This window comes from Candidatus Limnocylindria bacterium (assembly GCA_036523395.1).
Taxonomy (GTDB): Bacteria; Chloroflexota; Limnocylindria; order P2-11E; family P2-11E; genus CF-39.
This window is the reverse complement of sequence record DATDEH010000015.1, coordinates 24890-45875: the sequence shown is the minus strand read 5'-3', so window position 1 is coordinate 45875 and position 20986 is coordinate 24890. Positions and strand designations below refer to the sequence as shown.

At 68.1% G+C, this 20986-nt stretch carries 20 protein-coding genes; 8 read left to right on the top strand and 12 right to left on the bottom strand.

Annotated features, from left to right (window positions below; all coding sequences use genetic code 11):
* The 4 genes from VI056_02120 to VI056_02105 all read right to left on the bottom strand — a co-directional run.
* The coding region (locus tag VI056_02120; GenBank protein ID HEY6201816.1) for a class II aldolase/adducin family protein at positions 1-311 on the bottom strand (311 nt) is incomplete at its 3' end.
* A gap of 74 nt (positions 312-385) precedes the next feature.
* Positions 386-931 carry a flavin reductase family protein gene (locus VI056_02115; protein HEY6201815.1) on the bottom strand — a complete coding sequence of 182 codons (546 nt, stop codon included), beginning with the start codon at positions 929-931 and terminating at the stop codon, positions 386-388.
* Between the two features lie 7 nt (positions 932-938).
* Positions 939-1838 carry an ABC transporter permease gene (locus VI056_02110; GenBank protein HEY6201814.1) on the bottom strand — a complete coding sequence of 300 codons (900 nt, stop codon included), beginning with the start codon at positions 1836-1838 and terminating at the stop codon, positions 939-941.
* A complete protein-coding gene (locus VI056_02105; GenBank protein ID HEY6201813.1) occupies positions 1839-2627 on the bottom strand; it encodes an ABC transporter ATP-binding protein in 789 nt (262 codons plus the stop codon).
* A 76-nt stretch (positions 2628-2703) separates the two neighbouring features.
* Here VI056_02105 and VI056_02100 point away from each other — a divergent pair, with 76 nt between their 5' ends.
* The 7 genes from VI056_02100 to VI056_02070 all read left to right on the top strand — a co-directional run bounded on the left by VI056_02100 (position 2704) and on the right by VI056_02070 (position 11287).
* A complete protein-coding gene (locus VI056_02100; protein ID HEY6201812.1) occupies positions 2704-3789 on the top strand; it encodes an extracellular solute-binding protein in 1086 nt (361 codons plus the stop codon).
* Between the two features lie 16 nt (positions 3790-3805).
* A complete protein-coding gene (locus VI056_02095; GenBank protein HEY6201811.1) occupies positions 3806-5524 on the top strand; it encodes an iron ABC transporter permease in 1719 nt (572 codons plus the stop codon).
* Positions 5525-5526: 2 nt separating this feature from the next.
* Positions 5527-6642 (top strand): ABC transporter ATP-binding protein, encoded by a 1116-nt coding sequence (locus tag VI056_02090; protein HEY6201810.1) that lies wholly within the window; start codon positions 5527-5529, stop codon positions 6640-6642.
* A gap of 11 nt (positions 6643-6653) precedes the next feature.
* Positions 6654-8135, top strand: a complete 1482-nt coding sequence (locus VI056_02085) for a UbiD family decarboxylase (GenBank protein HEY6201809.1) — start codon at positions 6654-6656, stop codon at positions 8133-8135.
* A gap of 18 nt (positions 8136-8153) precedes the next feature.
* A complete protein-coding gene (locus VI056_02080) occupies positions 8154-8384 on the top strand; it encodes a hypothetical protein (protein ID HEY6201808.1) in 231 nt (76 codons plus the stop codon).
* Positions 8385-8457: 73 nt separating this feature from the next.
* The gene (locus VI056_02075) at positions 8458-9510 is read left to right on the top strand and encodes an ABC transporter substrate-binding protein (GenBank protein HEY6201807.1); all 1053 of its coding nucleotides are present in this window, start codon (positions 8458-8460) and stop codon (positions 9508-9510) included.
* Positions 9511-9535: 25 nt separating this feature from the next.
* Complete coding sequence (locus VI056_02070; GenBank protein ID HEY6201806.1) at positions 9536-11287, top strand: thiamine pyrophosphate-binding protein; 1752 nt, start codon at positions 9536-9538, stop codon at positions 11285-11287.
* Between the two features lie 24 nt (positions 11288-11311).
* Here the strand turns inward: VI056_02070 and VI056_02065 are convergent, their stop codons facing one another.
* From VI056_02065 to VI056_02040, 6 genes are read right to left on the bottom strand one after another with little or no spacing between them, the layout of a single operon-like run.
* On the bottom strand, positions 11312-12850 hold the full coding sequence (locus tag VI056_02065) for a benzoate-CoA ligase family protein (GenBank protein HEY6201805.1): 1539 nt from the start codon (positions 12848-12850) through the stop codon (positions 11312-11314).
* Positions 12851-12863: 13 nt separating this feature from the next.
* Positions 12864-13586 (bottom strand): Phenylacetic acid catabolic protein, encoded by a 723-nt coding sequence (locus VI056_02060; GenBank protein ID HEY6201804.1) that lies wholly within the window; start codon positions 13584-13586, stop codon positions 12864-12866.
* A 29-nt stretch (positions 13587-13615) separates the two neighbouring features.
* On the bottom strand, positions 13616-15781 hold the full coding sequence (locus VI056_02055; protein ID HEY6201803.1) for a xanthine dehydrogenase family protein molybdopterin-binding subunit: 2166 nt from the start codon (positions 15779-15781) through the stop codon (positions 13616-13618).
* Entirely contained in the window at positions 15778-16221 is a 444-nt protein-coding gene (locus VI056_02050; GenBank protein ID HEY6201802.1) for an SRPBCC family protein, read from the bottom strand. Before VI056_02050 ends, VI056_02055 begins: the two co-directional genes overlap by 4 nt.
* Positions 16218-17075: a xanthine dehydrogenase family protein subunit M gene (locus VI056_02045; protein HEY6201801.1), complete on the bottom strand. Its 858-nt coding sequence runs from the start codon at positions 17073-17075 to the stop codon at positions 16218-16220. Before VI056_02045 ends, VI056_02050 begins: the two co-directional genes overlap by 4 nt.
* On the bottom strand, positions 17072-17587 hold the full coding sequence (locus VI056_02040) for a (2Fe-2S)-binding protein (protein ID HEY6201800.1): 516 nt from the start codon (positions 17585-17587) through the stop codon (positions 17072-17074). The genes VI056_02045 and VI056_02040 overlap by 4 nt, the downstream gene beginning before the upstream one ends.
* On the opposite strand from VI056_02040, the gene VI056_02035 reads away from it, so the two are divergent.
* Complete coding sequence (locus VI056_02035) at positions 17560-18813, top strand: MFS transporter (protein HEY6201799.1); 1254 nt, start codon at positions 17560-17562, stop codon at positions 18811-18813. The genes VI056_02040 and VI056_02035 overlap by 28 nt on opposite strands.
* Here VI056_02035 and VI056_02030 read toward each other — a convergent pair.
* Both VI056_02030 and VI056_02025 read right to left on the bottom strand, forming a co-directional pair.
* Entirely contained in the window at positions 18810-19721 is a 912-nt protein-coding gene (locus VI056_02030; protein ID HEY6201798.1) for an LLM class flavin-dependent oxidoreductase, read from the bottom strand. The two genes, VI056_02035 and VI056_02030, sit on opposite strands and share 4 nt — an antisense overlap.
* Complete coding sequence (locus VI056_02025; protein HEY6201797.1) at positions 19679-20980, bottom strand: Phenylacetic acid catabolic protein; 1302 nt, start codon at positions 20978-20980, stop codon at positions 19679-19681. The genes VI056_02030 and VI056_02025 overlap by 43 nt, the downstream gene beginning before the upstream one ends.
* Positions 20981-20986 lie beyond the last annotated feature (6 nt).

Below are 20986 nucleotides of genomic sequence, written 5' to 3'. Positions count from 1 at the left end.
GGATCGTCGTACACCGGGACGGTGCCGCCGAACCACGCGCCTGCATTTGAGGCGACGATGAGCGGCCGGCCCGCGACCGCGAGCGCGGTGGCGGCGCGTGGATGGAAATGCGCGACGCTGCCCGCGTCACGGCGCGCGCGATAGATCGCGAGATGCAGCGGCGTTTCCGACGGCGGCTCGCGGTCGCCGATGGGCCGGCCGTCAGCGAGCCGCACCGCGGCGACCTGATCCGGCCGGGTCGCGATGCGACTCGAGCCGCGGTCGTTGATGTAGATGGTGTCGCCGTCACGCACCGAGATGTGGCCATGCATGTCGAAGAGGCCTGCGACGGCGAGCGCTCGCGCGGCGGTCGCGACGAGCGTGCGGAGATCGGCCCGATCGGCGCTCAGGTCGGGTAGCCCTCCGGTGACTCCTCGCTCGTCCAGTGACCGCTGCGCATGTAGCGTCGTCGGTAGCGCAGCAGGGGATCCACCTTGCGCTCGTCGATGTGATGCGCGACGACCTCGCCGACGAAGAGCAGATGGTCACCGGTCTCGACCGAACGCGCTACGCGGCACCACAGGATCGCGATGCTGCCCGCGACCGCGGGTGCGAGCAGTCCCTCGGGCGGCTCGACCACCGGGATGCGAAGCGCGGCGAACTTGTCCGGGCCGGCTGCCGGCTTCCCCGCTGCGGCGGCGAGATCCTGCTGCGAGTCGTGGAGCAGCGACACGCTGAACTGGCCGCTGTCGCGGATGAGCCGCGTCGTTCGCGAGCCGTGATGCTCGGCGACCGCGACCATCGCCGGCGATAGCGAGACATACATCGTCGTGCCCGTCGCGCAGGAGCGCTCGCCCTCGTGCGCCGCGCCGATGATCGCGACCGGGTGGGCGATCCGCGACAGAACGTGCCGCGCGATGGCGTAGGCATCACTCTTCAGGTCAGCGGTCACGGCGCGCTCAGCGCTGCGGGCGCCACGCGTCGAAGTGACGCTCGAGCCGCTGCAGCGCGTAGGTGAGCAGCATGCCCGCGGCCGCGATGAAGAAGAGGCCGGCGAAGACCTTCGAGCTCTGGAACGTCGCGCCGGCGATCGCCATCATCCGTCCGATCCCGTGCTGCGCAGCCACGAGCTCGCCGACGACGACACCGATCAGAGCGTGACCGATGCCGAGGCGCAGGCCGGTGAGGATGAAGGGGACCGATCCCGGCAAAGCGATCGTCTTGAAGATGACGAGATCCCCCGCGCCGAGCGAGCGCGCGACCTTGATGAGATGCGCATCGAGGTTGCGCACGCCCGCAGTGGTGTTGATGAGGATCGCGAAGAACGCGCCGAGGAAGATCACCGCGATCTTCGACTCCATGCCGATCCCGAACCAGATGATGAACAGCGGCAAGAGCACGATGCGTGGTGTGGCATAGAGGAACGTGACGAACGGATCGAGCGCGTACCGGAACCGCGGATACCAGCCGAGGAGAAGGCCGAGCGGGATCGCGACGACGGCGGCGAGTACGTAGCCGATACCGAATTCCGCGCCGGAGTACCCGAGGTCCTGCGCGAGCTCGCCGTCCTTCACGAGCTCGGTGAAAGCTTCGATGACATCTGTCGGCGCGGGCAGGAAGAGCCGCGACACGATCCGCGCCGACCCGACAGCCTGCCAGACGGCGAAGAAGACGACGACCGCGGCCGTCCCGATGATCAGTGCTTCGTGCTTCTGGAACCAGTTCTGAGGCGGGAGCGGCGTGGTCCGCAGCGGCGACTCGTGGGGAACGCGCGTCGGGAAGACCCCGGTCCCTACCTGCTCGGTCGGATAGTTCTGGAGGGTGTCGTACTTGATGGGTTCCTCGACGCGCTCCGCCATCTATGCGGTCGCGGCCAGCGTGTCGCGGGCCGCCTCCTCCCGGATGCTCTCCCAGATGCGCGTCTCGATCTCTACGAAATGCGGATCGCGCTTCACGCGCAGGTCGCGCGGGCGCGGGATGTCGACCCTCAGGATCTCCTTCACTCGTCCCGGTCGCGCGGTGAACACGATGACGCGGTCGGCCAGGTACACGGCTTCGACGATGTCGTGCGTGATGAAGACCGCGGTCTTGCGCGTCTGGTTCCAGATGCGCAGCAGCTCGTGCTGCATCGTCTCGCGCGTCTGCGCATCGAGCGCGGCGAAAGGCTCGTCGAGAAGGAGGATCTCGGGATCGACGGCAAGCGCGCGCGCGAGGTTCACGCGCTGCTGCATACCACCGCTGAGCTCGAGCGGATAGGACTCGGCGAAGCCTTCAAGACCGACCATCTCGACGAACCGTTTGGCGATCGCACGTGCGTCTTCCTTCGGCAGGCCCAGAAGCTCGACCCCGTACATGACATTCCCCATGACCGTGCGCCACGGAAGGAGGCTCGGCTGCTGGAAGACCATGCCGCGGTCGTGCCCGGGACGGTCGATCTGCCTCCCGTTGAGAGTCAGGGTGCCTGACGTTATCGGGAGCAGCCCATCGACGGCATTGAGGAACGTCGTCTTGCCGCAGCCGGAGGGTCCGACGATCGCGACGAACTCGCCCTCGCCGATGTCCATCGTCGCGCCGTCGACCGCGAGGAGCATGTCGCCGTAGCGCTGGCGGCGATGGTGGATGATGACGTCCCGCGCCTGGAGCTTCATCCGTCTGAAGTGTGGGCCTCGAGTCGCCTTTGGTCCAATGGTATTAACATTCGATGCCCTCTGGGAGGTGCGAGAGGTGGAACGCAAGCTCGCGGCGGCGCTAGCGATCTTTGGACTCATGTTCGCGGCCTGCGGCGGGACCACGCCGAGCACGCAGGCGAGCCCGACGGTCGCGGCGAGCGCGTCGGCCAAGCCGACGACGAGCGACTCGCCGGACACCGTCATGGCTCGGCTCTACGAGCTCGCGAAGGCCGAGAAGGAAGTCCAGATCTACTCCTCCATGAACGCCGACGACGGCAAGAAGGTCTTCCCGAAGTTCGAGGAGAAGTTCCCCGGCGTCAAGGTCGTGCACACGCGCGCCTCGGGTGAGGTGCTGACGACCAAGGTCGTGACGGAAAAGAAAGCGGGGCAGGACCTGTTCGATCTGGTGGAGTCGAACCTCTTCGAGGTCGGCTACATCATCGAGCAGGGCTACACCCAGAAGTACATCGTCGCGTCCGCGGGCGACTACCCCGCCGAGGTGAAGGACGCGAGCGGCGCCTTCATCGCCGCGCGGCTCAACAACGACATCCCGGGCATCAACACGACGAAGCTGCCGGCCGGCGTCACGATCAAGACCTGGAAGGATCTCTGCAACCCGGCGCTGTCGGGCAAGATCGCGGTCGAGCAGGGCGACGTCGTCGTCTACTCCGCGATGCGCAAGATCCTCGGCGACACTGAGGCGCAGGCCGTTCTCAAGTGCATCGCGGCGAACAAGCCGTCGCTGCGCAGCGGCCACACCGACATGGCGAACCTGCTGGCCGCGGGCGAATTCGCGGCGACGCTCTCCTCGAACGGGCATCGGCTCGCCCAGCTGAAGAACGAAGAGAACAAGCCCATCACCTGGGGCCAGACGAACCCGATCATCACGGACGTGCAGGGCATCGCCCTTGCGAACAAGCCGCCGCACCCGAACGCGGCCAAGCTGCTCATGGAGTGGATGACATCCATCGACGGGCAGAAGGCGATCCAGTCGACCGGCCGCGTGCCGGCGAACCCGAAGGTCCCGCCGAAGTACCCGGACCTGAACAACTTCGCGCCGATCTTCTACGTGAGCCTCGCGCTGCGTGCCGACTTCGACAAGGACCAGGCGTTCTGGAACAGCACGCTCGGCGTCAAGTGATCACGACGACGGACTGATGGCGACCACGACCGCCGCGCGCCGCGCCGGGATCCATCTCCCGGCGTGGCGCGCCGACGTCGCGATCGTAGGCATCGCCGCCCTGCTCCTCGCCTATCTCACGGTCGTCCCGCTTGCGATGCTGGTGCTCGGCGCGGTGTCCGCTTCCGGGAGCGCGCTCGATTTCCAGTTCACGACGCGGTATCTGGAGCGCGTCCTCACCGATCAGGCCTCGCTCGAGCTCCTCGCGAATTCGCTGATGTATGCGGGTGGAGCTTCCGCGCTCGCCTTCGCGATCGGGACGGGCGTCGCATGGGCGGTGGAGCGCACCAACGTCCCCGCGCGCAGCCTCTGGTACGGCATCGCGCTCGTACCCCTCATCGTCCCTGGGATCGTGCACACCATCGCCTGGCTGTTCCTGCTGAGCCCCGAGATCGGATGGATCAACGCGCCGCTCAAGGCGCTCTTCGGCTTCACGCTCTCGGTCTACAGCCTCCCCGGGATGATGTGGATCGAGGGTCTGCACACCGCGCCGCTCGCGTTCATCCTGATGAGCGCCGCCTTCCGCGCGATGGATCCGAGCCTCGAGGAGGCGGCGGCCGCGAGCCGCGCGAATGCTTGGAGGACATTCAGTCGCGTGACGCTGCCGTTGCTCCTCCCCAGCGTGGCCTCCGTACTGCTCATCCTCTTCGTGCGCGCGCTCGAGGGGTTCGAGGTGCCGGCGATCATCGGGATCCCCGGCCGCATCTTCGTCTACACGTCCCGCATCTACCTTTCGCTGAAGCTCTACCCGCCGAGCTTCGGGCTCGCGGCGGCGTATGGTCTGGTGCTGCTCGCGATCTCCGTCGTCGGCCTCGTGCTTCATCGCCGGACGACGCGACGCATCGAGCGGTACACAACGGTCACGGGCAAGGCATATCGGCCGCGGCGCCTCGAGCTCGGGCGCTTCCGCTACGTCGCGCTCGCCGGGCTGGGCCTGTACGCGGTCCTGGCGATCGTGCTGCCGTTCCTCGTGTTGCTCTACGCCAGCTTCGTGCGCGTGTACTCGGTGCCGTCAATCGAGTCGCTGCGCGAGCTCACTCTTTCGAACTACGCGTTCATCCTGAGCGACGACCTTACACGCACCGCTGTGTTCAACAGCCTGCTGCTGGGTGTCGGCGCCGCGACCATCGTCGTCGCGCTCACCGCGGTGATCGCCTGGGTCACGATCCGCACGCGGATCCCGGGTCGCGGCTTGCTCGACTTCCTCGCGTTCGTGCCGATCACGATCCCCGGCATCGTCCTCGGCATCAGCCTGATCTGGGTGTACTTCACCATCCCGCTCCGCATCTACGGGACGCTGTGGATCCTCCTGGTCGCGTACATCACGCGGTATCTGCCGTACGGGATCCGCGGCAACAGCGCCGCGCTCATCCAGGTGCACCGCGAGCTCGAGGAGGCCGCGGCGGCGGCGGGTGCCCGCTGGTGGCCCACCTTCCGGCTCGTCCTGTTGCCGCTCCTGCGGCCGGCGCTCGTCGGCACGTGGATCTACATCTTCATCGTGTCGCTGCGCGAGCTCGGGAGCAGCGTGCTGCTGTACTCGACCCAGAGCGTCGTTCTCGCTGTTCGCATCTTCGACCTCCGGGACTCCGGCAACTACACGAGCATCGCCGCGCTCTCGATCTTCCTCATCGTGATCCTCGTGATCCTGGTGACGGTCCTGCAGCGGCTCGGCGGCCGCACCATCCGCGAGGCTTAGCCGTGTTGCAGGTCGAAGGGCTCCGCAAGACGTTCGTGACCGACCGCGGTGACGTCCGCGCCGTGGAGGACATCTCCTTCAACGTCGAGGAAGGGCGGTTCTTCACACTGCTCGGTCCCTCCGGGTGCGGCAAGACGACGACCCTGCGCTGTGTCGCGGGCCTCGAGCGTCCGGAGGCCGGCACGATCCGTCTCGACGATGCGGTGCTCTCCGGTCCCGGTCACTTCGTGCCGACCTACGCGCGCGACATCGGCATGGTGTTCCAGTCGTACGCGATCTGGCCGCACATGACGGTGTTCGAGAACGTCGCGTTCCCACTGCGCGTCAGCGAGCACCCGCCGTCGAGGGCCGAGACGACACGGATGGTCGAAGACGCGCTCGCGCTCGTCGGCCTCGAGGGCCTCGAGGAGCGCCCGGCGCCGCAGCTCTCCGGCGGCCAGCAGCAGCGCCTCGCGCTCGCGCGCGCGCTCGTGCGCCGCCCGAAGGTGCTGCTGCTCGACGAGCCGCTGTCGAATCTCGACGCCAAGCTGCGCGAGCGCATGCGGATCGAACTGCGCCAGCTCCAACGACGTCTCGGGATCACGACGATCTACGTGACGCACGATCAGGGCGAGGCGCTGTTCCTCTCCCATCGCATCGCGGTGATGCAGGCCGGCAAGATCGTGCAGGAGGGCGCGCCGCGCGATCTCTATCGAGCGCCGGCGTCGGGGTTCGTCGCGGACTTCGTGGGCGAGGCCACGTTCCTGCCGGGCGAGATAACCGCCGGAGGGATCCGCGCGCTGGGCGGCGTCGTCACGTGCACGATCGACGGCCTCGCGCCAGGCGAAAAAGGCCTGCTCGTCCTGCGCCCGGAGAACATCGTTGTGCGCCCCCAGGCGGCCGGTCTGACGAACGAGTTCGCGGGCACGCTGCGCGTCGCCGCGTTCCTCGGCGATCGACTCGACTGCGTCGTGGAGATCGGCGACCTGCTCGTCCGCGCACGCGCGCATCCAACGACACAGCTCCGCCGCGATCAGAAGGTGTGGGTGGAGTTCCCGGTCGAACACTGCGCGGCGATCCCCGATGACGGTTGGAGACCACGTGCCCTGGCGCGTACATTCGAGGACGACGACACGTAGGAGGCAGCCAAATGGCCACCACGATCAGCACGGAGACCAAGACCCCGACCGATCTTCGCGACTGGCTGAAGAGGGTCGAGGAGATCGGCGAGCTGCAGGTCGTCACCGGCGCGAACACCGAAGAGGACATCGGAATGGCGACCGAGCTCCTCGGCCGGACGCGCCCGTCGAAGGCGACGCTCTTCGACGAGATCGCCGGCTACAGGAAAGGCTTCCGCGTGCTGTCGAACGGCCTCGGCTCGTTCGCGCGCATCGCGATCACGCTCGGCCTCCCGATCGATGCGTCGCCACATGAGCTCGTGAAGCAGTGGCAGGAGCGTGTGCGCAAGGGCATCCCGACGATCGCCGCCGAGGTCGTGAAGGACGGCCCCGTGTTCGAGAACGTCCTGCGCGGCGATCAGATCGACTGCACGGTCTTCCCGGCGCCGAAGTGGCACGAGTTCGACGGCGGCCGCTACCTCGGCACGGGCAGCTTCGACATCACGATCGATCCGGACGAGCACTGGGTCAACCTCGGCACGTACCGCGTGATGGTCCACGACAAGACGCGGCTCGGCTTCTACATCTCACCCGGCAAGCACGGGCGCCAGCACCGTGACAAGTGGTTCGCGCGGGGCGAGAAGATGCCGGTCGCGTTCGTACCGGGCGGCGACCCGCTGCTGTTCCTCGCGGCGTGCACCGAGATCCCGTACGGAATCACCGAATACGACTGGGCCGGCGGAGTTCGCGGCGCGCCATACCGCGTCGTGAAGGGCCCGGTCACCGGCCTGCCGATCCCGGCCGACGCCGAGATCGTGATGGAAGGCTTCGCCGACGCGAACGACAAGGCCGTCGAGGGACCCTTCGGTGAGTGGACCGGCTACTACGCCTCGGGAGAACGCGAGGAGCCGGTGCTCCGCGTGCACGCCATCTACCACCGCAACGATCCGATCATCCTCGCGTCGCCGCCGAACGTGCCGCCGGACGAGCAGTCGTTCTATCGCGCGTTCATGCGATCGGCTCGGCTTCGCGGCGACCTCGAGGCCGCGAGCATTCCGGGCATCGTCGGCGTGTGGTGCCATGAGGTGGGCGGCTCTCGGCTCTTCAACGCGGTCTCGATCAATCAGCGCTACGCGGGGCACGCGCGCCAGGTCGGTCACGCCGCTGCGAGCGTGCACACCGGCGCCTACCTCGGCCGCTACGTGATCGTCGTGGATGACGACATCGACGTCATGGACCTGGAGCAGGTGCTCTGGGCGATGTGCACGCGCTCCGAGCCCGCAGAATCGATCGACATCATTCCCCGCGCGTGGAGCGGTCCGCTCGATCCGCGGATCCACCCCGACAAGAAGGGCTTCTCGTCACGCGCCGTGATCGACGCGACGCGGCCGTGGGAGTGGCGCGACAAGTTCCCGCGGTCGCAGCTTCCGACGCCGGCGACGAAGCAGAAGGCCCTCGACCGCTGGGGCTGGCTGGTGGGCAAGGGAGAGAAGCCGGAGGGCCGCGCGCGTTAGAGGACCGCGGCGGCCTCCGTGTATGCGAGCGAGCGCATCGACGGCATCTGGCAGTCGTGGCTGGAGTTCCGCGGCATCGGCCGTGACGTCACTCTCCGTACACGGCGTGAGTCGGAACAGGCGAATCATCGTGCGGTCCTCTACTGGGCGTCCGGTCTGCAGCCGTCCTACCTCGACGGCGCGCTCCTACGAGCGACGCGGACACGGCTGACCGAACTCGGGACCATGTTCGAGGGGCGCGCCGCCTAAGCGCGCGCCGAATGGTATAACCATTCGCGCTCCGGTCGCCTGTGGGGCAGACCGGCAACCTCGGAGGTGTGGGATGCGCGTCCGCCGTGTCCTGGCTCTTGGGATCACCGCGCTGTTCATCGCGGGCGCGTGCGGAGGCAGCACTCCCGCGGCGAGCTCGGCGCCGACCGTCGCCGCATCGGTCGCACCGACCGCATCACCAACGCCGATCAAGATCAAGTCGTCATACGGCAATGTCACTCCCGCCAACCTTGCGCCGTTCATGGCAAAGGAGCTCGGCCTCTTCGAGAAGCGTGGTCTTGACGTCGAGCTGAGCCTCATCGACGGTGGCTCGCCGTCCGCGGCCGCGCTCGTCTCCAACCAGACGCAGGTCGGCAACTTCGGCGGGACGGAGGCGATGAGCGGATTCGTCGGCGGATCCGACATGCAGGTCGTCGCGCTCTTCGTCCCGGTGACGCCGTGGCAGTTCCTCGCGAAGGCCGACTACAAGACGCCCGCCGACCTCAAGGGCAAGACCGTCGGCGTCGCGACCGTGGGCGGCTCTGCCTACGTCGCGGCGGTGGAATCGCTGAAGCGGCTCGGCCTCGACCCGGCAAAGGACGTGACCATTCAGGCGTTCGGATCGACGGCGAATCTTGCGACCGGCATGATCGGCGGGGCCGCCTACGCCGGCCCGGGCCATCCACCAGACACGGTCAAGCTGCTTGCCTCCGGCTTCAAGGTCATCTACGACCTCGGCGCTGAGAAGATACCCGCCACCGACAACTGCACCATCGTGCTGAAATCGTGGGCCGAGAAGAACCCGCGGGCCGTGCAGTCGTATGTCGACGCGGAGATCGAGGCGATCGGTATCGCGAAGAAGGACAAGGCGAGGACCATCCCGGTCCTCGCGAAGCTGCTGAAGCTCGACACGACGAAGGCCGAGGACTCCGCGGCGCTCTCGCAGACGTACGACTTCTACGTCGGAACGATCTTCCCCTCGTACCCGCATCCGACCGTCGCGTCGTTCAACTCAACGCGAGACACGCTCGTAGCGACGAACGCGAAGGTGAAGGACCTCGATGTCACCAAGGTGATCGAGGACAAGTACGTCGCGGACGCCGAGAAGCGCGGCGTCGGCAAATAGCCTCGACGAGGGCGGGGCGGGCGCCATGACGCGCTCGCCCCGCTTCGGCTCGGACGTCATCGTCGATCTCCTGCAGGCCTTCGGCATCGAGTACGTCGCGCTCAACCCGGGCGCCACGTACCGCGGACTGCACGACTCGCTCGTCAACTACGGCGAGGGCAAGCCCGAGATCATCCTGTGCACGCACGAGAAGGTCGCGGTCAACGTCGCGCACGGATACGCGAAGACGACCGGACGGCCGATGGGGGCGATCGTCCATGACGTCGTAGGCCTGCTGCACTCGACGATGGGCGTGTACTACGCCCACCTCGATCGTGTTCCGCTCATGCTGCTCGGCGCGACGGGCCCGGTCGATCGGCACCGGCGCCGGCCGGCGATCGACTGGATCCACACCGCGCAGGTGCAGGCCGAGGCGGTCCGCAACTTCACGAAGTGGGACGACCAGCCCGCGACCGTGGACGACTTCCCGAATTCGTTCGCGCGGGCGTATCGGATCGCCACGACCGAGCCCGCCGGTCCGGTCTACCTCTGCTACGACGCTGGGCTCCAGGAGGATCCGCTGGATCACGCGGTCGCGATCGACGAGGTGGCCGGCGCGGCGCGCCCGACGCCGGTGCAGGCCGACCCGGCGGCGCTCGCGAGGGTCGCGGAGCTCATCGCACGCGCGAAGCGGCCGGTCATCGTGACCGAGTTCACCGGCCGGCATCCTGAAGCGGTGCCCGAGCTCGTCGGCCTCGCGGAGGAGATCGCGGCGGCGGTCATCGACCTGCACGGCCGCGTGAACATCCCGAACCGGCATCCGCTCAACCTGTCGGGCGGCGACGCACTCAAGGACGCCGATCTCGTGATCGCGCTCGACGTCGGTGACCTCCACCGAGCGCTCAGCGAGCTCGACCGTGACAGCGCCGACCGGGCGAAGCGCTCGCGCGTTCCGGTCGGCACACCGATCGTGGACATCGGGCTCTCCGAGCTGCGGCAGAGCAAGTGGGCCGAGGATCTCGGCGACTTCCAGCCGGTGACGCTTTCGGTCGTCGCGGACACCCGACTCGCGCTGCCCGCACTGCGCTCGCTCGTTCGCCCGCAGGCGGGCGCGGGAGACCGCGCGGCCCGGCGAAAGGAGATCGGCGCCGCGCATGACGCGCTCAGCGAGAAGTGGCAACGCGACGCGAAGTCGGATTGGGATGCGTCCCCGCTGACGGCGGCGCGCCTCGCTTCGGAGATCTGGAACGTCATCAAGGGCGAGGACTGGGTGCTGACCGCGAACACGCTCGAGGACTGGACGCTGCGCCTCTGGGATGTCGATTCGCCGAAGCGGCACCCGGGTCGCTCGTTCGGGACCGCGACGCAGATCGGCGTCTCGCTCGGTGTCGGGCTCGCGTATCGCGGCACCGACACGATCGTCATCGACATCCAGCCCGACGGCGATCTCATGTACGACCCGGGCGCGCTCTGGACCGCGGCGAACAGCCGCATCCCGCTGCTGGTGGTCATGTACAACAACCGCGCGTACTACAACGACTTCGAGCATCAGATCCGCGTCGCGCGCCACCGCGGAACGCCGGTGGAGAACGCGCGTGTCGGTCAGGAGCTCGACGATCCGGCGCCGGACTTCGCGATGCTCGCGAAGAGCTTCGGCTGGCACGCGGAGGGCCCGATCGCGGATCCCGATGAGGCCGGCCCGGCGATCAGGCGCGCGCTCGCGTACGTGAAAGAGAAAAGGTTGCCGGCGCTCGTCGACACGATCGTCCGGCGCCGGCAGTCCTCGCGCTTCCGCTAGAGCGAATACTCGCTACAGATGGATCTAGGACGCGGTATGCCGCAGCTTGAAACGCTGGATCTTGCCGGTCGACGTCTTCGGCAGCTCGGGGATGAACTCGACCCAGCGCGGGTACTTGTACGGCGCGAGCGAATCCTTCACGAACGACTTGAGCTCGTCCGCGAGCGCGGCCGCGCCGGTCGCCCCATCGGCGCAGACGACGTACGCGCACGGCTTGATGAGGCCGTCGCCATCGGCCCGGGCGACCACCGCGCATTCGCGCACCGCTGCATGCCGGAGCAGGACCGACTCGACCTCGAGCGGTGAGACCCAGTGGCCGCTCACGCGGAGGAGATCGTCCGAGCGACCGTGGTTCGTGTAGTAGCCGTCGGCATCGACCGAGTAGCGGTCTCCGGTGAACACCCACTCGCCGCGGAAGGTGTGCTTGGTCGCGGCGCGACGGCGCCAGTAGAACGCCGCGGTCGACGGACCGCGCACCAGCAGGTCGCCCACCTCGTCCACCGCGGCCCGCTCGCCGTCCGCGCGCTGCACGCGCGCCTCGTATCCCGGAATGACCTGGCCCGACGTGCCGGGACGCACACGACCGGGGAAGTTCGAGATCGCGATGTAGCCGATCTCGGTCGACCCGATGCCGTCCAGGATCTCGAGACCGAAACGCGCGCGCCAGCGCTCGAACATCGGGGCGGGAAGCGACTCACCCGCAGAAATGCAGCGGCGCAGCGACGACATGTCGCGACGTGGGCTCTCGGAGACTGCGAGGAGCGCGGCGTAAGACGTCGGCACCGAATAGAGGAGGGTCGGCCGCTCTCGCGCGATCGTGTCGAACACCAGGTGCGGCTCGGGCCGGCCCGGGAGAAGGATCGACGAGGCGCCGTGCCGGAATGGTATGAGCAGCGACGCGCCGAGGCCGTACGAGAAGAACAGCTTCGCCACGCTGAGCACGCGGTCCTCCGGCCGCATCTCCACGACGAGAGTGCCGTGCAAGTCAGCGGGCGCGACGGATGGCCCGTGCAAGTGCACCACCGCCTTCGGACGGCCCGTGGTCCCGCTCGAGTACTGCCAGAACGCCATGTCATCGGCGGTCGTCGCTTCGGGCGCGAGCTCGTAGGGCTGCGCGCGCGTGATCTCGTCGAACCCGACGTCGTCGCCTTGATCCCCGCCGGCGATGACGACGCGCCGCAGATGCTTCAGCCCGCGGCGGATCGGCGCGACGCGCGGCATCACGATCGCGTGCGCGACGAGCACGCGCGCTCTGCAATCGGCGAGCAGCTCGGCGTAGTCCTCGCCCGTGAGGTGGGTCGAGATGGTCACCGGCACGGCACCGATGCGGATCGCGCCAAGGAACGTCGCGACGAACTCCGGTGAATCCGGCAGCAACAGCGCGACCCGCTCCTCGATCTCGACACCGAGCGTGCGCAGCGCGTTGCCGGCGCGCGCGACCAGGCGCGAGATGTCACGGTAGCTGAACGTCGCGCCTTCGTAGCGAAGCGCCGGACGGTCGCCGCGACCCGCGTCGAGATGCTCGTCGAGCAGGATCGTTGAAAGATTGAAGAAGTCCGTCACGCGCTGAAGTCCGCTAGAGGTACTTCCTGCCCAGCAGACGATCCGGCACGACGAGCCCGAGCGCGGCGATCTTCGGCTCCATCTCCGCGAGGTACTGCCTTCGCGCCTCCTCGTTGGTGCGGCGCTTCAGGCCCCATTCGAGGTAGCGCTCGGTGCGGGAGGAGCCGGACTTGCCGAACATGTCCAGTCCGACGATGAACCATTTGTCGATGGCCGCCTGTGCTTGCGCCTTTCCGTCGGCGCCGGACTTCACGAGCTTTTCCAGCTGCTGCTCGCCGTAAGCGACGTGGCCCTTCTCCTCACGGAGGATCACGGGGAGCGTGTCGTCGATCGGCGCGAACGTCGAGCCGACCATCTCCTCGAGCTGGTACTCACCCACCTTGTCGATGAGAAAGCCGAACGCGGCGAAGTCGGCCCAGGTCGGCATGTCCTCCTTGAAGGCGTCGACCTCACGCTTGCTGCGCGGCCGTTCGAGGATGTCGGAGCGGTCGACGTCGACGAGGTTGAGCAGCCGCAGGATCTTGCGGCAGTGGTCGATCTCCTCGGATGCGATGCGCGCGACGCGCCACTGGTCGTCGACGGTCGGCGCGCGCAGCGTCCAGTGATCGACGTAGATGTGCGGTCCGCCGATCTCGCAGTCCGCCTGGATCGTGAGCAGGCGGATGAGAAGATCCTTGTACTCGGGCGCCATCTTCACGAAATCTTTGGGCGTGACTTTGTCGTTGAACTGCGACATGACGCCTCCCCGCTAAGGTCGCGCGAATACTAGCGACGCTCCGCTGTGCTGAGGGCCGTACGCACCTTCTCGGCCGTGATCGGCAGCGACATCACTCGCGCTCCGACCGCGGCGTCGATGGCGTTCGCGATGGCCGCGCCCACGGCCGGGTTAGCAAGCTCGCCCACGGATTTCGCGCCGAACGGCCCTGGTCCAGGCGCGTCGGTGATGAGCACGAGGCGCAGCGGCGGTGCGTCGGCGATGGTGGGGATCTTGTAGTCGCCGAGATTCGTCGTCGTCACACGACCGTCCTCGAGGCGCAGCTCCTCCATCACGGCTTGACCCAGGCCGAAGACGAACCCGCCCTCGAGCTGTCCGCGCACCGCGACCGGGTTGATCACGGTGCCGACGTCCGCGACGAGCACCGCGTCGACGATGCGGAAGCAGCCCGTCCGACGATCGACCGAGACCTCGATCGAATACGCGTACACCCCGTAGAGGTGCTCGTTCTGCTCGCCCTCCCCCGTCACAACGAGGGGCGCCGCGGTCTGGGCGGCTTGCTCGAGCGTCAGGCCGAGCTCGGCGAGACGCGCTTTCAGCTTGCGGGCTCCGTCGAGCGCGGCGTTGCCCGCGACCGGGGTCACTCGGCTGCCACCGACGCCGGGGTCGACGTTCGCATGGCCCGTGTCGCCCTGCGATACGCGGACACGTGTCGCATCGATACCGAGCTCGCGTGTCACGACGCGCTGGATCATGGTGTGCGCGCCGCCGCCCTGGTCCGCCACGCCGGTGAGGACCTCGACCGTTGCGTCGCCGCGCAGCGTCACCGTCAGCGAGGTCTTACCGCGACCGACGTGCCGCGCCGAAAAAGCCACGCCGCGTCCGTGATCCTTCGCGACCGTGCCGCCCCATTGCGACGACGCGCGAAGCATCGCTAGGACGCGCGGCGCCTGCGAGTCGTGCCATACCGCGCCCTCCACGTCGGTCTCGCCGGCACGGATCGCGTTGCGGGCTCGAAGCTCGACCGGGTCGATCTCCATCGCCCTCGCGATGAGGTCGAGGTGCGACTCGGCGGCGAAGGTGTGCTGGGGCTGGCTCGGCGCGCGCGCATGACCCGCGGGCAGCGTGTTCGTGTACACCGCGACCGCCTCGACGCGCGCGGCAGGTACGTGGTAGCCCGCGAGGGTCAGCGTCGGGCCGCCGGGGAGCACGCCGGCGACCGGCTTCCCGGCCGCGTACGCACCGCCGTCGAACACGACGCGGGCTTGATGTGCGGTGATGCGGCCGTCGCGATCGACTCCGGTGCGGAGCCGGATGCGCGCTGCGTGCCGCGTGTTCGAGAGCTGAAGCTCGTCCGTGTACCGGAGCACCGAACGCACCGGCCGGCCCGTCGCGCGCGCCAGGAAATACAGCGCGAACTCGTCGAGCGACAGGCCCTTTCCACCAAAGTCACCGCCGACATGTGGCGTGTCGACGACGATGCGCTCCGCGGGTACCCCGATCGTGACGGCCATCTGATCGCGCAGCGAGAACGGAGCCTTGTTCGTCGTGACGACGTGAACGGTCTCGCCTTCGATCCAGACCAGGCTCGCGTGGGGCTCGATGTACGCGGGATGGATGCGCGGAACGTTGAACTCGTGCTCGAAGACGGCCGCGGCGTTTTGGAACCCGGTCGCGACGTCGCCGTGTTCATGCACGACGTGTCCCTGCGCGTTCGGGTGTGGGCGCTGGGGCCGCGCACCGCCGAAGTACTTGTACTCGGCCGCGTCCGGGTGCAGGACCGGCGCGTCGGCCGCGAGCGCCGCCTCCGTATCGAAGACCGCCGGCAGCTCCTCGTACCCGACCTCGATCAGGGCAGCCGCTTGCTCCGCGGCCTCGAGCGAATCCGCGGCGACCGCCGCGACGCGATCGCCGATGAAGCGCACGCGGTCCCAGGCGAGGACCGGCCAGTCCTGTAGACGCCGACCGAATCGGGCGGGGCGCACGTCCGCGCCGGTGATCACCGCGCGCACGCCCGAGACCTTGCCCGCGGCCTCGACGTCGACCGACACGACACGCGCGTGCGGGTAGGTGCTTCCGACGAACGCGGCGTGGAGCATTCCCGGTCTCGTGATGTCCGCCGCGTACTTCGCCGCGCCGGTGACCTTGTCGCGACCCTCGACCCGCCACTCCGGCGTTCCGAAGATGTCGGGCGCCGCGGTCTTCGCGAGCCTCACGCGAGCGTGCGCGCGAGGCAGTCGGCGAACTGGGTCATCAGCTGATCGGCCTTGCGCTGGATGACCGGCTGCCCGAACTCTCCGATGCGCCCGGCGATCTGCACGTCGCTCGTGATGCGCAGCTCGGTGTCCGCGCCCTTGTCGGCGAGCGCGAGCTCCATCGTCGCGCGGACCGTGCCGCCGAGGCGCGTGTCCTTCGCGTCGGCGCGGAGCGATGCTTTGCCCGCGGCCTCGTCGGTCGACGTGAGTGCGATGTCGCCGTCGAGCACGAGCCGAACGGGACCGAGCTGGACCAGCAGCGACCCCTTGTACTTGCCGGCGCCGGAGGGCGTGACCGCGGCGACGCCGGGCACGCACCGCGCCGCGGCCGGGATATCGGTCACGAGCTTCCACACCGTCGCACGTGGTGCGTGAACGAGCGCGGTGTGCGCCAGCTTCATGGCGCCGCCACCAGTGACGTGAGCGCGCGTTCGGTCCAGAGGCGCGCCATCTCACGCTTGTAAGCGGCGGAGCCGCGCACGTCGTCGAATGGCTCGATGTCACGGTCGACGCGCGCGGCCGCATCGGCGATCCGTTCTTGATCGGGCCTGGCCCCGCGAAGGGCGTCCTCCACAGAGCGGGCGCGTCTCGGCGTGGGTCCCGCCGCGCCGAGCGCGACGCGAACGTCCGCCACCGTGCCGTCGTCCGCAAGCCGCATCGCCGCGGCCACTGAAACAGTCGCGTAATCGTCCGCCGTCCGCGGCAGGAACTTCAGATACGTCGCGCGCGTTCCCGCGGCCAGCGCGGGGAACCGAACGGCGGTGATGATCTCGCCGGGACGAAGCGACGTCGTGAAGACGTCGACGAAGAGGTCCTCGACCGGAACGGCACGCTCACCCGTCTTCGATGCCACAACGACCTCTGCGCTGAGGGCGATGAGCATCGGCGGCGGATCCTGCGCCGGATCGGCGTGCGCGAGATTGCCGCCGATCGTCGCCTGATTGCGCACGCGCACCGTCGCCACCGACGCGAACGTTCGCGTGATGGCTGGACAGTAGCGGGCGACGTCCTGCGACCGCTCGATCGTGCGATGGGTCACCGTCGCGCCGATCACAAGACCGCCGCCCGAGGCGGTGATACCGCCGAGCGCCGCGATGCCGCGAAGACCGATGACGTGCCCGGGTCGCAGCAGGCCCTGACGCCACAGCAGCGTGAACGCCGTCGCACCTGCGACGAGATGAGCGTCGTCGCCGTGCCGGGCGAGCAGGTCGAGCGCCTCGGGCACCGACTCGGGCTCGTGGTAGTCGTACGTCACGCCGCCGCCGCGGTCTTGATCGCCCGGGTGATGCCGTGATAACCGGTGCAGCGGCAGAGGTTGCCCATCATCCATTCGCGGATCTGGTCGTCGGTGGGCCGCGGGTGCTCGGCGAGAAGCGCGGTCGCCGCGATGAGCTGGCCCGGCGTACAGATGCCGCACTGGAAGCCGCCGTCGCGGATGAACGCGTCCTGCAGCGGCGAAAGCGTTTCTCCGTTCGCGAGGCCCTCCACCGTCGTCACGGCACGGCCGTCGACGTAGACCGCGGGCAGCAGGCAGGCCGAAAGCAGCTCTCCGTCAACGAGCACGCTGCACGCGCCGCACACGCCGATGGAGCAGCCCTCTTTGGTCCCGGTCAATGCGAGGTCGACGCGCAGCACGTCGATGAGCCGCCGATCCGCACGGACCTCGGGCGACTGCGGTGAACCGTTCAGTGTGAAGCGAAGACGGTGCGTGCTCAGAAAAACGAATATAGGACGCGCAGATGCGCTTCGCTCCCGGCCTCGCCCCACTCCGTCATCGCGACTTCGCGCTCTATTTCACCGGCCTCACGGTCTCTCAGTGCGGCAGCTGGATGGAGCAAACGCTCACGACGTGGCTGCTCTACGAGATCACCGGGTCGCCCGTGCTTCTCGGGATCGGCGGCGCGATGCGCGCGATCCCGACCTTCGCATTCGGGCTCCTCGCCGGGGCGATCGCTGACCGCGTCGATCGTCGCCGCCTGCTTCTCATCACGCAGAGCGGCTCGGCCCTGACCTCCTTCGGACTTGGTCTCGTGGTCGCGACGGGGCAGGTGGAGGTGTGGCACATCTATCTGGCGAGCGCGATCAACGGGACGCTCCAGACCTTCGATGCACCGGCGCGCCGCGCGATGTACACGACGATGGTCCCCAGGTCGCAGATGCAGAACGCGATCACCCTGAACGCCGCGGTGTTCCGCATCGCCCGGCTCATCGGGCCCAGCCTGGCCGGGATCCTCATCGTGGCGACCGGACCGGCGCTCCCGTACTTCATCAATGCCGTCAGCTTCCTCGCGATCATCGGTGCGCTCCTGCTCATCAGCAAGCCCCCGATCGTCGATCGAGTACGAGGGTCACTCGTGGCGGAGACGATCGACGGCGCGCGCTACACGCTGGGCAAGCCGATCCTCGCCAACCTGCTGCTCCTCGAGTCCGCGCACAGCCTCTTTGGCGCCAACACCGCGCTCGTGACGATCGTCGCGAAGGACGTGCTGCACGCAGGTCCCGGGGGGCTCGGCTTCCTGCTCAGCTCTCTCGGTGCCGGCGCCCTCGTCGGAACGGGCGGTCTGGTGATGAGCGGCGACATCGAGCGCAAGGGTCGATCGATGATGCTGTCGGGCTACGCCTACGTCGTGGCGTTCGCGCTCTTCGCGTGGTCGCGCTCGTTCGAGCTCTCGGCTGCCACGCTCGCGCTCGTCGGCTTCGCCGATACCTGGTGGGCGACGATGCGCAACAGCATCTTCCAGCTTCAGGCGGATGAGGCGTATCGAGGACGGACGTTGTCGGCGTTCCTGCTGGTCGGCCGCGGGATGGCGCAGACGTCGCAGCTGCAGACCGGCATCACGGTGGAGGCGTTCGGACCGCAGATCGCGGCGACCGCGGGCGCGGTGGTGATCGCCGCTGTGATCGTCGGCGTGAACGCGCGCAACGATGAGGTGCGAAGCTTCCGGGATCCGACACCGGTCCTCGAAGGACCGACGGACGCGGCCGCGTCCTAGGCCAGCGCCGCTCGCATCACCGCGCGGACCCCGTCGACACTCCCGGACCGGGCGACCAGCACCCGGACGATCGCGACGTCGAGGCCCTGGCTCAGCGTCTTGAACGCGGCGGCCGCTCCCGAAGCGGGACCGGCGTACCCGATCGCATTCAGGACCTCGTCGGGCACCGCGCGCGCGAGGTCGTCTTCAGAGGCGCCCGCCGCCTGCCGGCGCTCGAGCTCATCGAGCTGGCGGCCGAAGCCCATGCGCTCGAAATGCGCGCGATAACCGCGCGCCCCACTCGGTCGCACCATGAGCGCATACGCGAGGATCTGTTTCGCGAGCGCGAGGCGCGCCGCCGCGATGTCGTCGTCGACGCACATGCGTATGTACTCGACCAGCTTCGCGCGAGGTCCGACCCGCTCGCGGCTCCACGCGACCTGCCCGGGCGTGCACCAGTTGAGCGCCGCACCGTCGGCGTGGCGGCCGGCCAGCGCGAGCATCTGCGGCCCGAGTGCGCCGATGTAGGTCGGCACATCCTTGGCCGTCCTCCGGAGCTCGTCGATATACGCGCGCACCGCGCGGATCGGCCGCTCGGTCACGCTGCCCGAGCCCACGCCGAGGATGAACTTGTTCCCGGTGATCTCGTGCGCGGTGCGCGCGGCGAGCGCGAGCACCGGCGCGGGGTTGCGCGCGATGGGGACAACGGACACGCCCGTCGCGAGGCCCGATCGCTCGTGCCATGCGACGCACATCGCGATCGGGTCGTAGTCGACGTTCGCGTTGGTCCAGAGGCTCTGGTAACCGAGAGCGCTCGCCTCGGGCGCAAGATCGCGAAGCTGCGACGGAGACAGGCCAAGACGCGAGTCGACGCCCAGACCGGTCTCTACGAGTCCATCACCCAGCGCACCGATTTCGAGCACGGGCACGCGCCGCCGGAGCGGGCAAGACGCGGCATCGACGAGATCGCCTTCTTCAACTCCAGCTCGCCACTGCTGACCTTGCGCTGCATCTCGATCCAGTGCTTGACGTCGATCGACGCGCGGTACGCCTCGGGAAGGTGCTTCAGCACGTGCGCGATGTACGCCTCGACGTCGGTGAACTCCTCGCCGTCGAACCCGACCAGCTGGAAGGCCGGCTCGCCACGACGTCGGAAGAAGCGGCGATCGGGCAGCCGCAGCAGGTCGTCGCGCGAGACCGCCTCGACCGTGTCGCCTGCCTTGACGCGCTCATAGGCCGAATCGGCTTGCTCGCGCGACAGGTGCGCGAGCCGGGCGCGGACGAAGCGGATGTTCAGATCGTCGAGCATCTTCGTGCACTCTTCGATGTAGAGATCCTGCGCCTGACGATTGGCCATGTCCTTGAGGCCGAGCTTCACATTCGTCTGCCCGCCTCGCTCGTCGCCGAACATCTCTAGACCCCTGCCGTACCACTTCGCGACCATCTTCTGGATCGTCGAGACATCCATCGTCGCGTTGCGATCGCTCGCGGCGGCCTCCATCCAGCGGCGCATCGGGATGACGCCCGCGGCGAGATGGAAGGCTTCTTCTCGCAGCATCGGCGGCATCGACGCGGCCATCGGCGCGTAGGCGTTCACCTTCTGCATCGTGAGCTGGTATTTGCCGACCCGGTCGATGAACGCGGCGAAGACGATGCTGTCGCCGAAGCTGTCGTACTCAAGGTTGAACGCGGCGAGTACGTGCGAACCGGTCTGCATCGACAGGATCTCTTCGACCATGTCCTGCGGCTTCGTGTCGGTCACCGACGACCAGTCAGCCGACGTGAGCAGGTGGATCATCTGGTAGCCGTGGCGGAGCTCCTCGGCCATGACGCGCAGGACCCAGGTCTGATCGTGCGGGTCGTTGGCACGCTCGAAGGTGCCGTGGTGCTGCTGGATCGAGCCGAACTCGGTCGACGCCTGCGCGCGAACGATCATGAGGAGCTGCTCCGCCGCTTCCTTGTCGAGCTCACTCGGGACGGCCGCCTTGGGTTGCCCCTTCTTGTCGCCGACCTGGATCTCGCCCGGCATGCCCTGCTCGATCCGCGCACATAGGCAGAACTCCTCGTCCTTGGGGAAGTACTGCTGCCAGCGCTTGCTGAGCTCCGGGAATTCAGGGAAGTTGTGCCGCTGCCAATGCTCAACAGCCTCGTGATACGCCTTCGGCAGCATGTGGATCTGATCGCTCACGAGGTC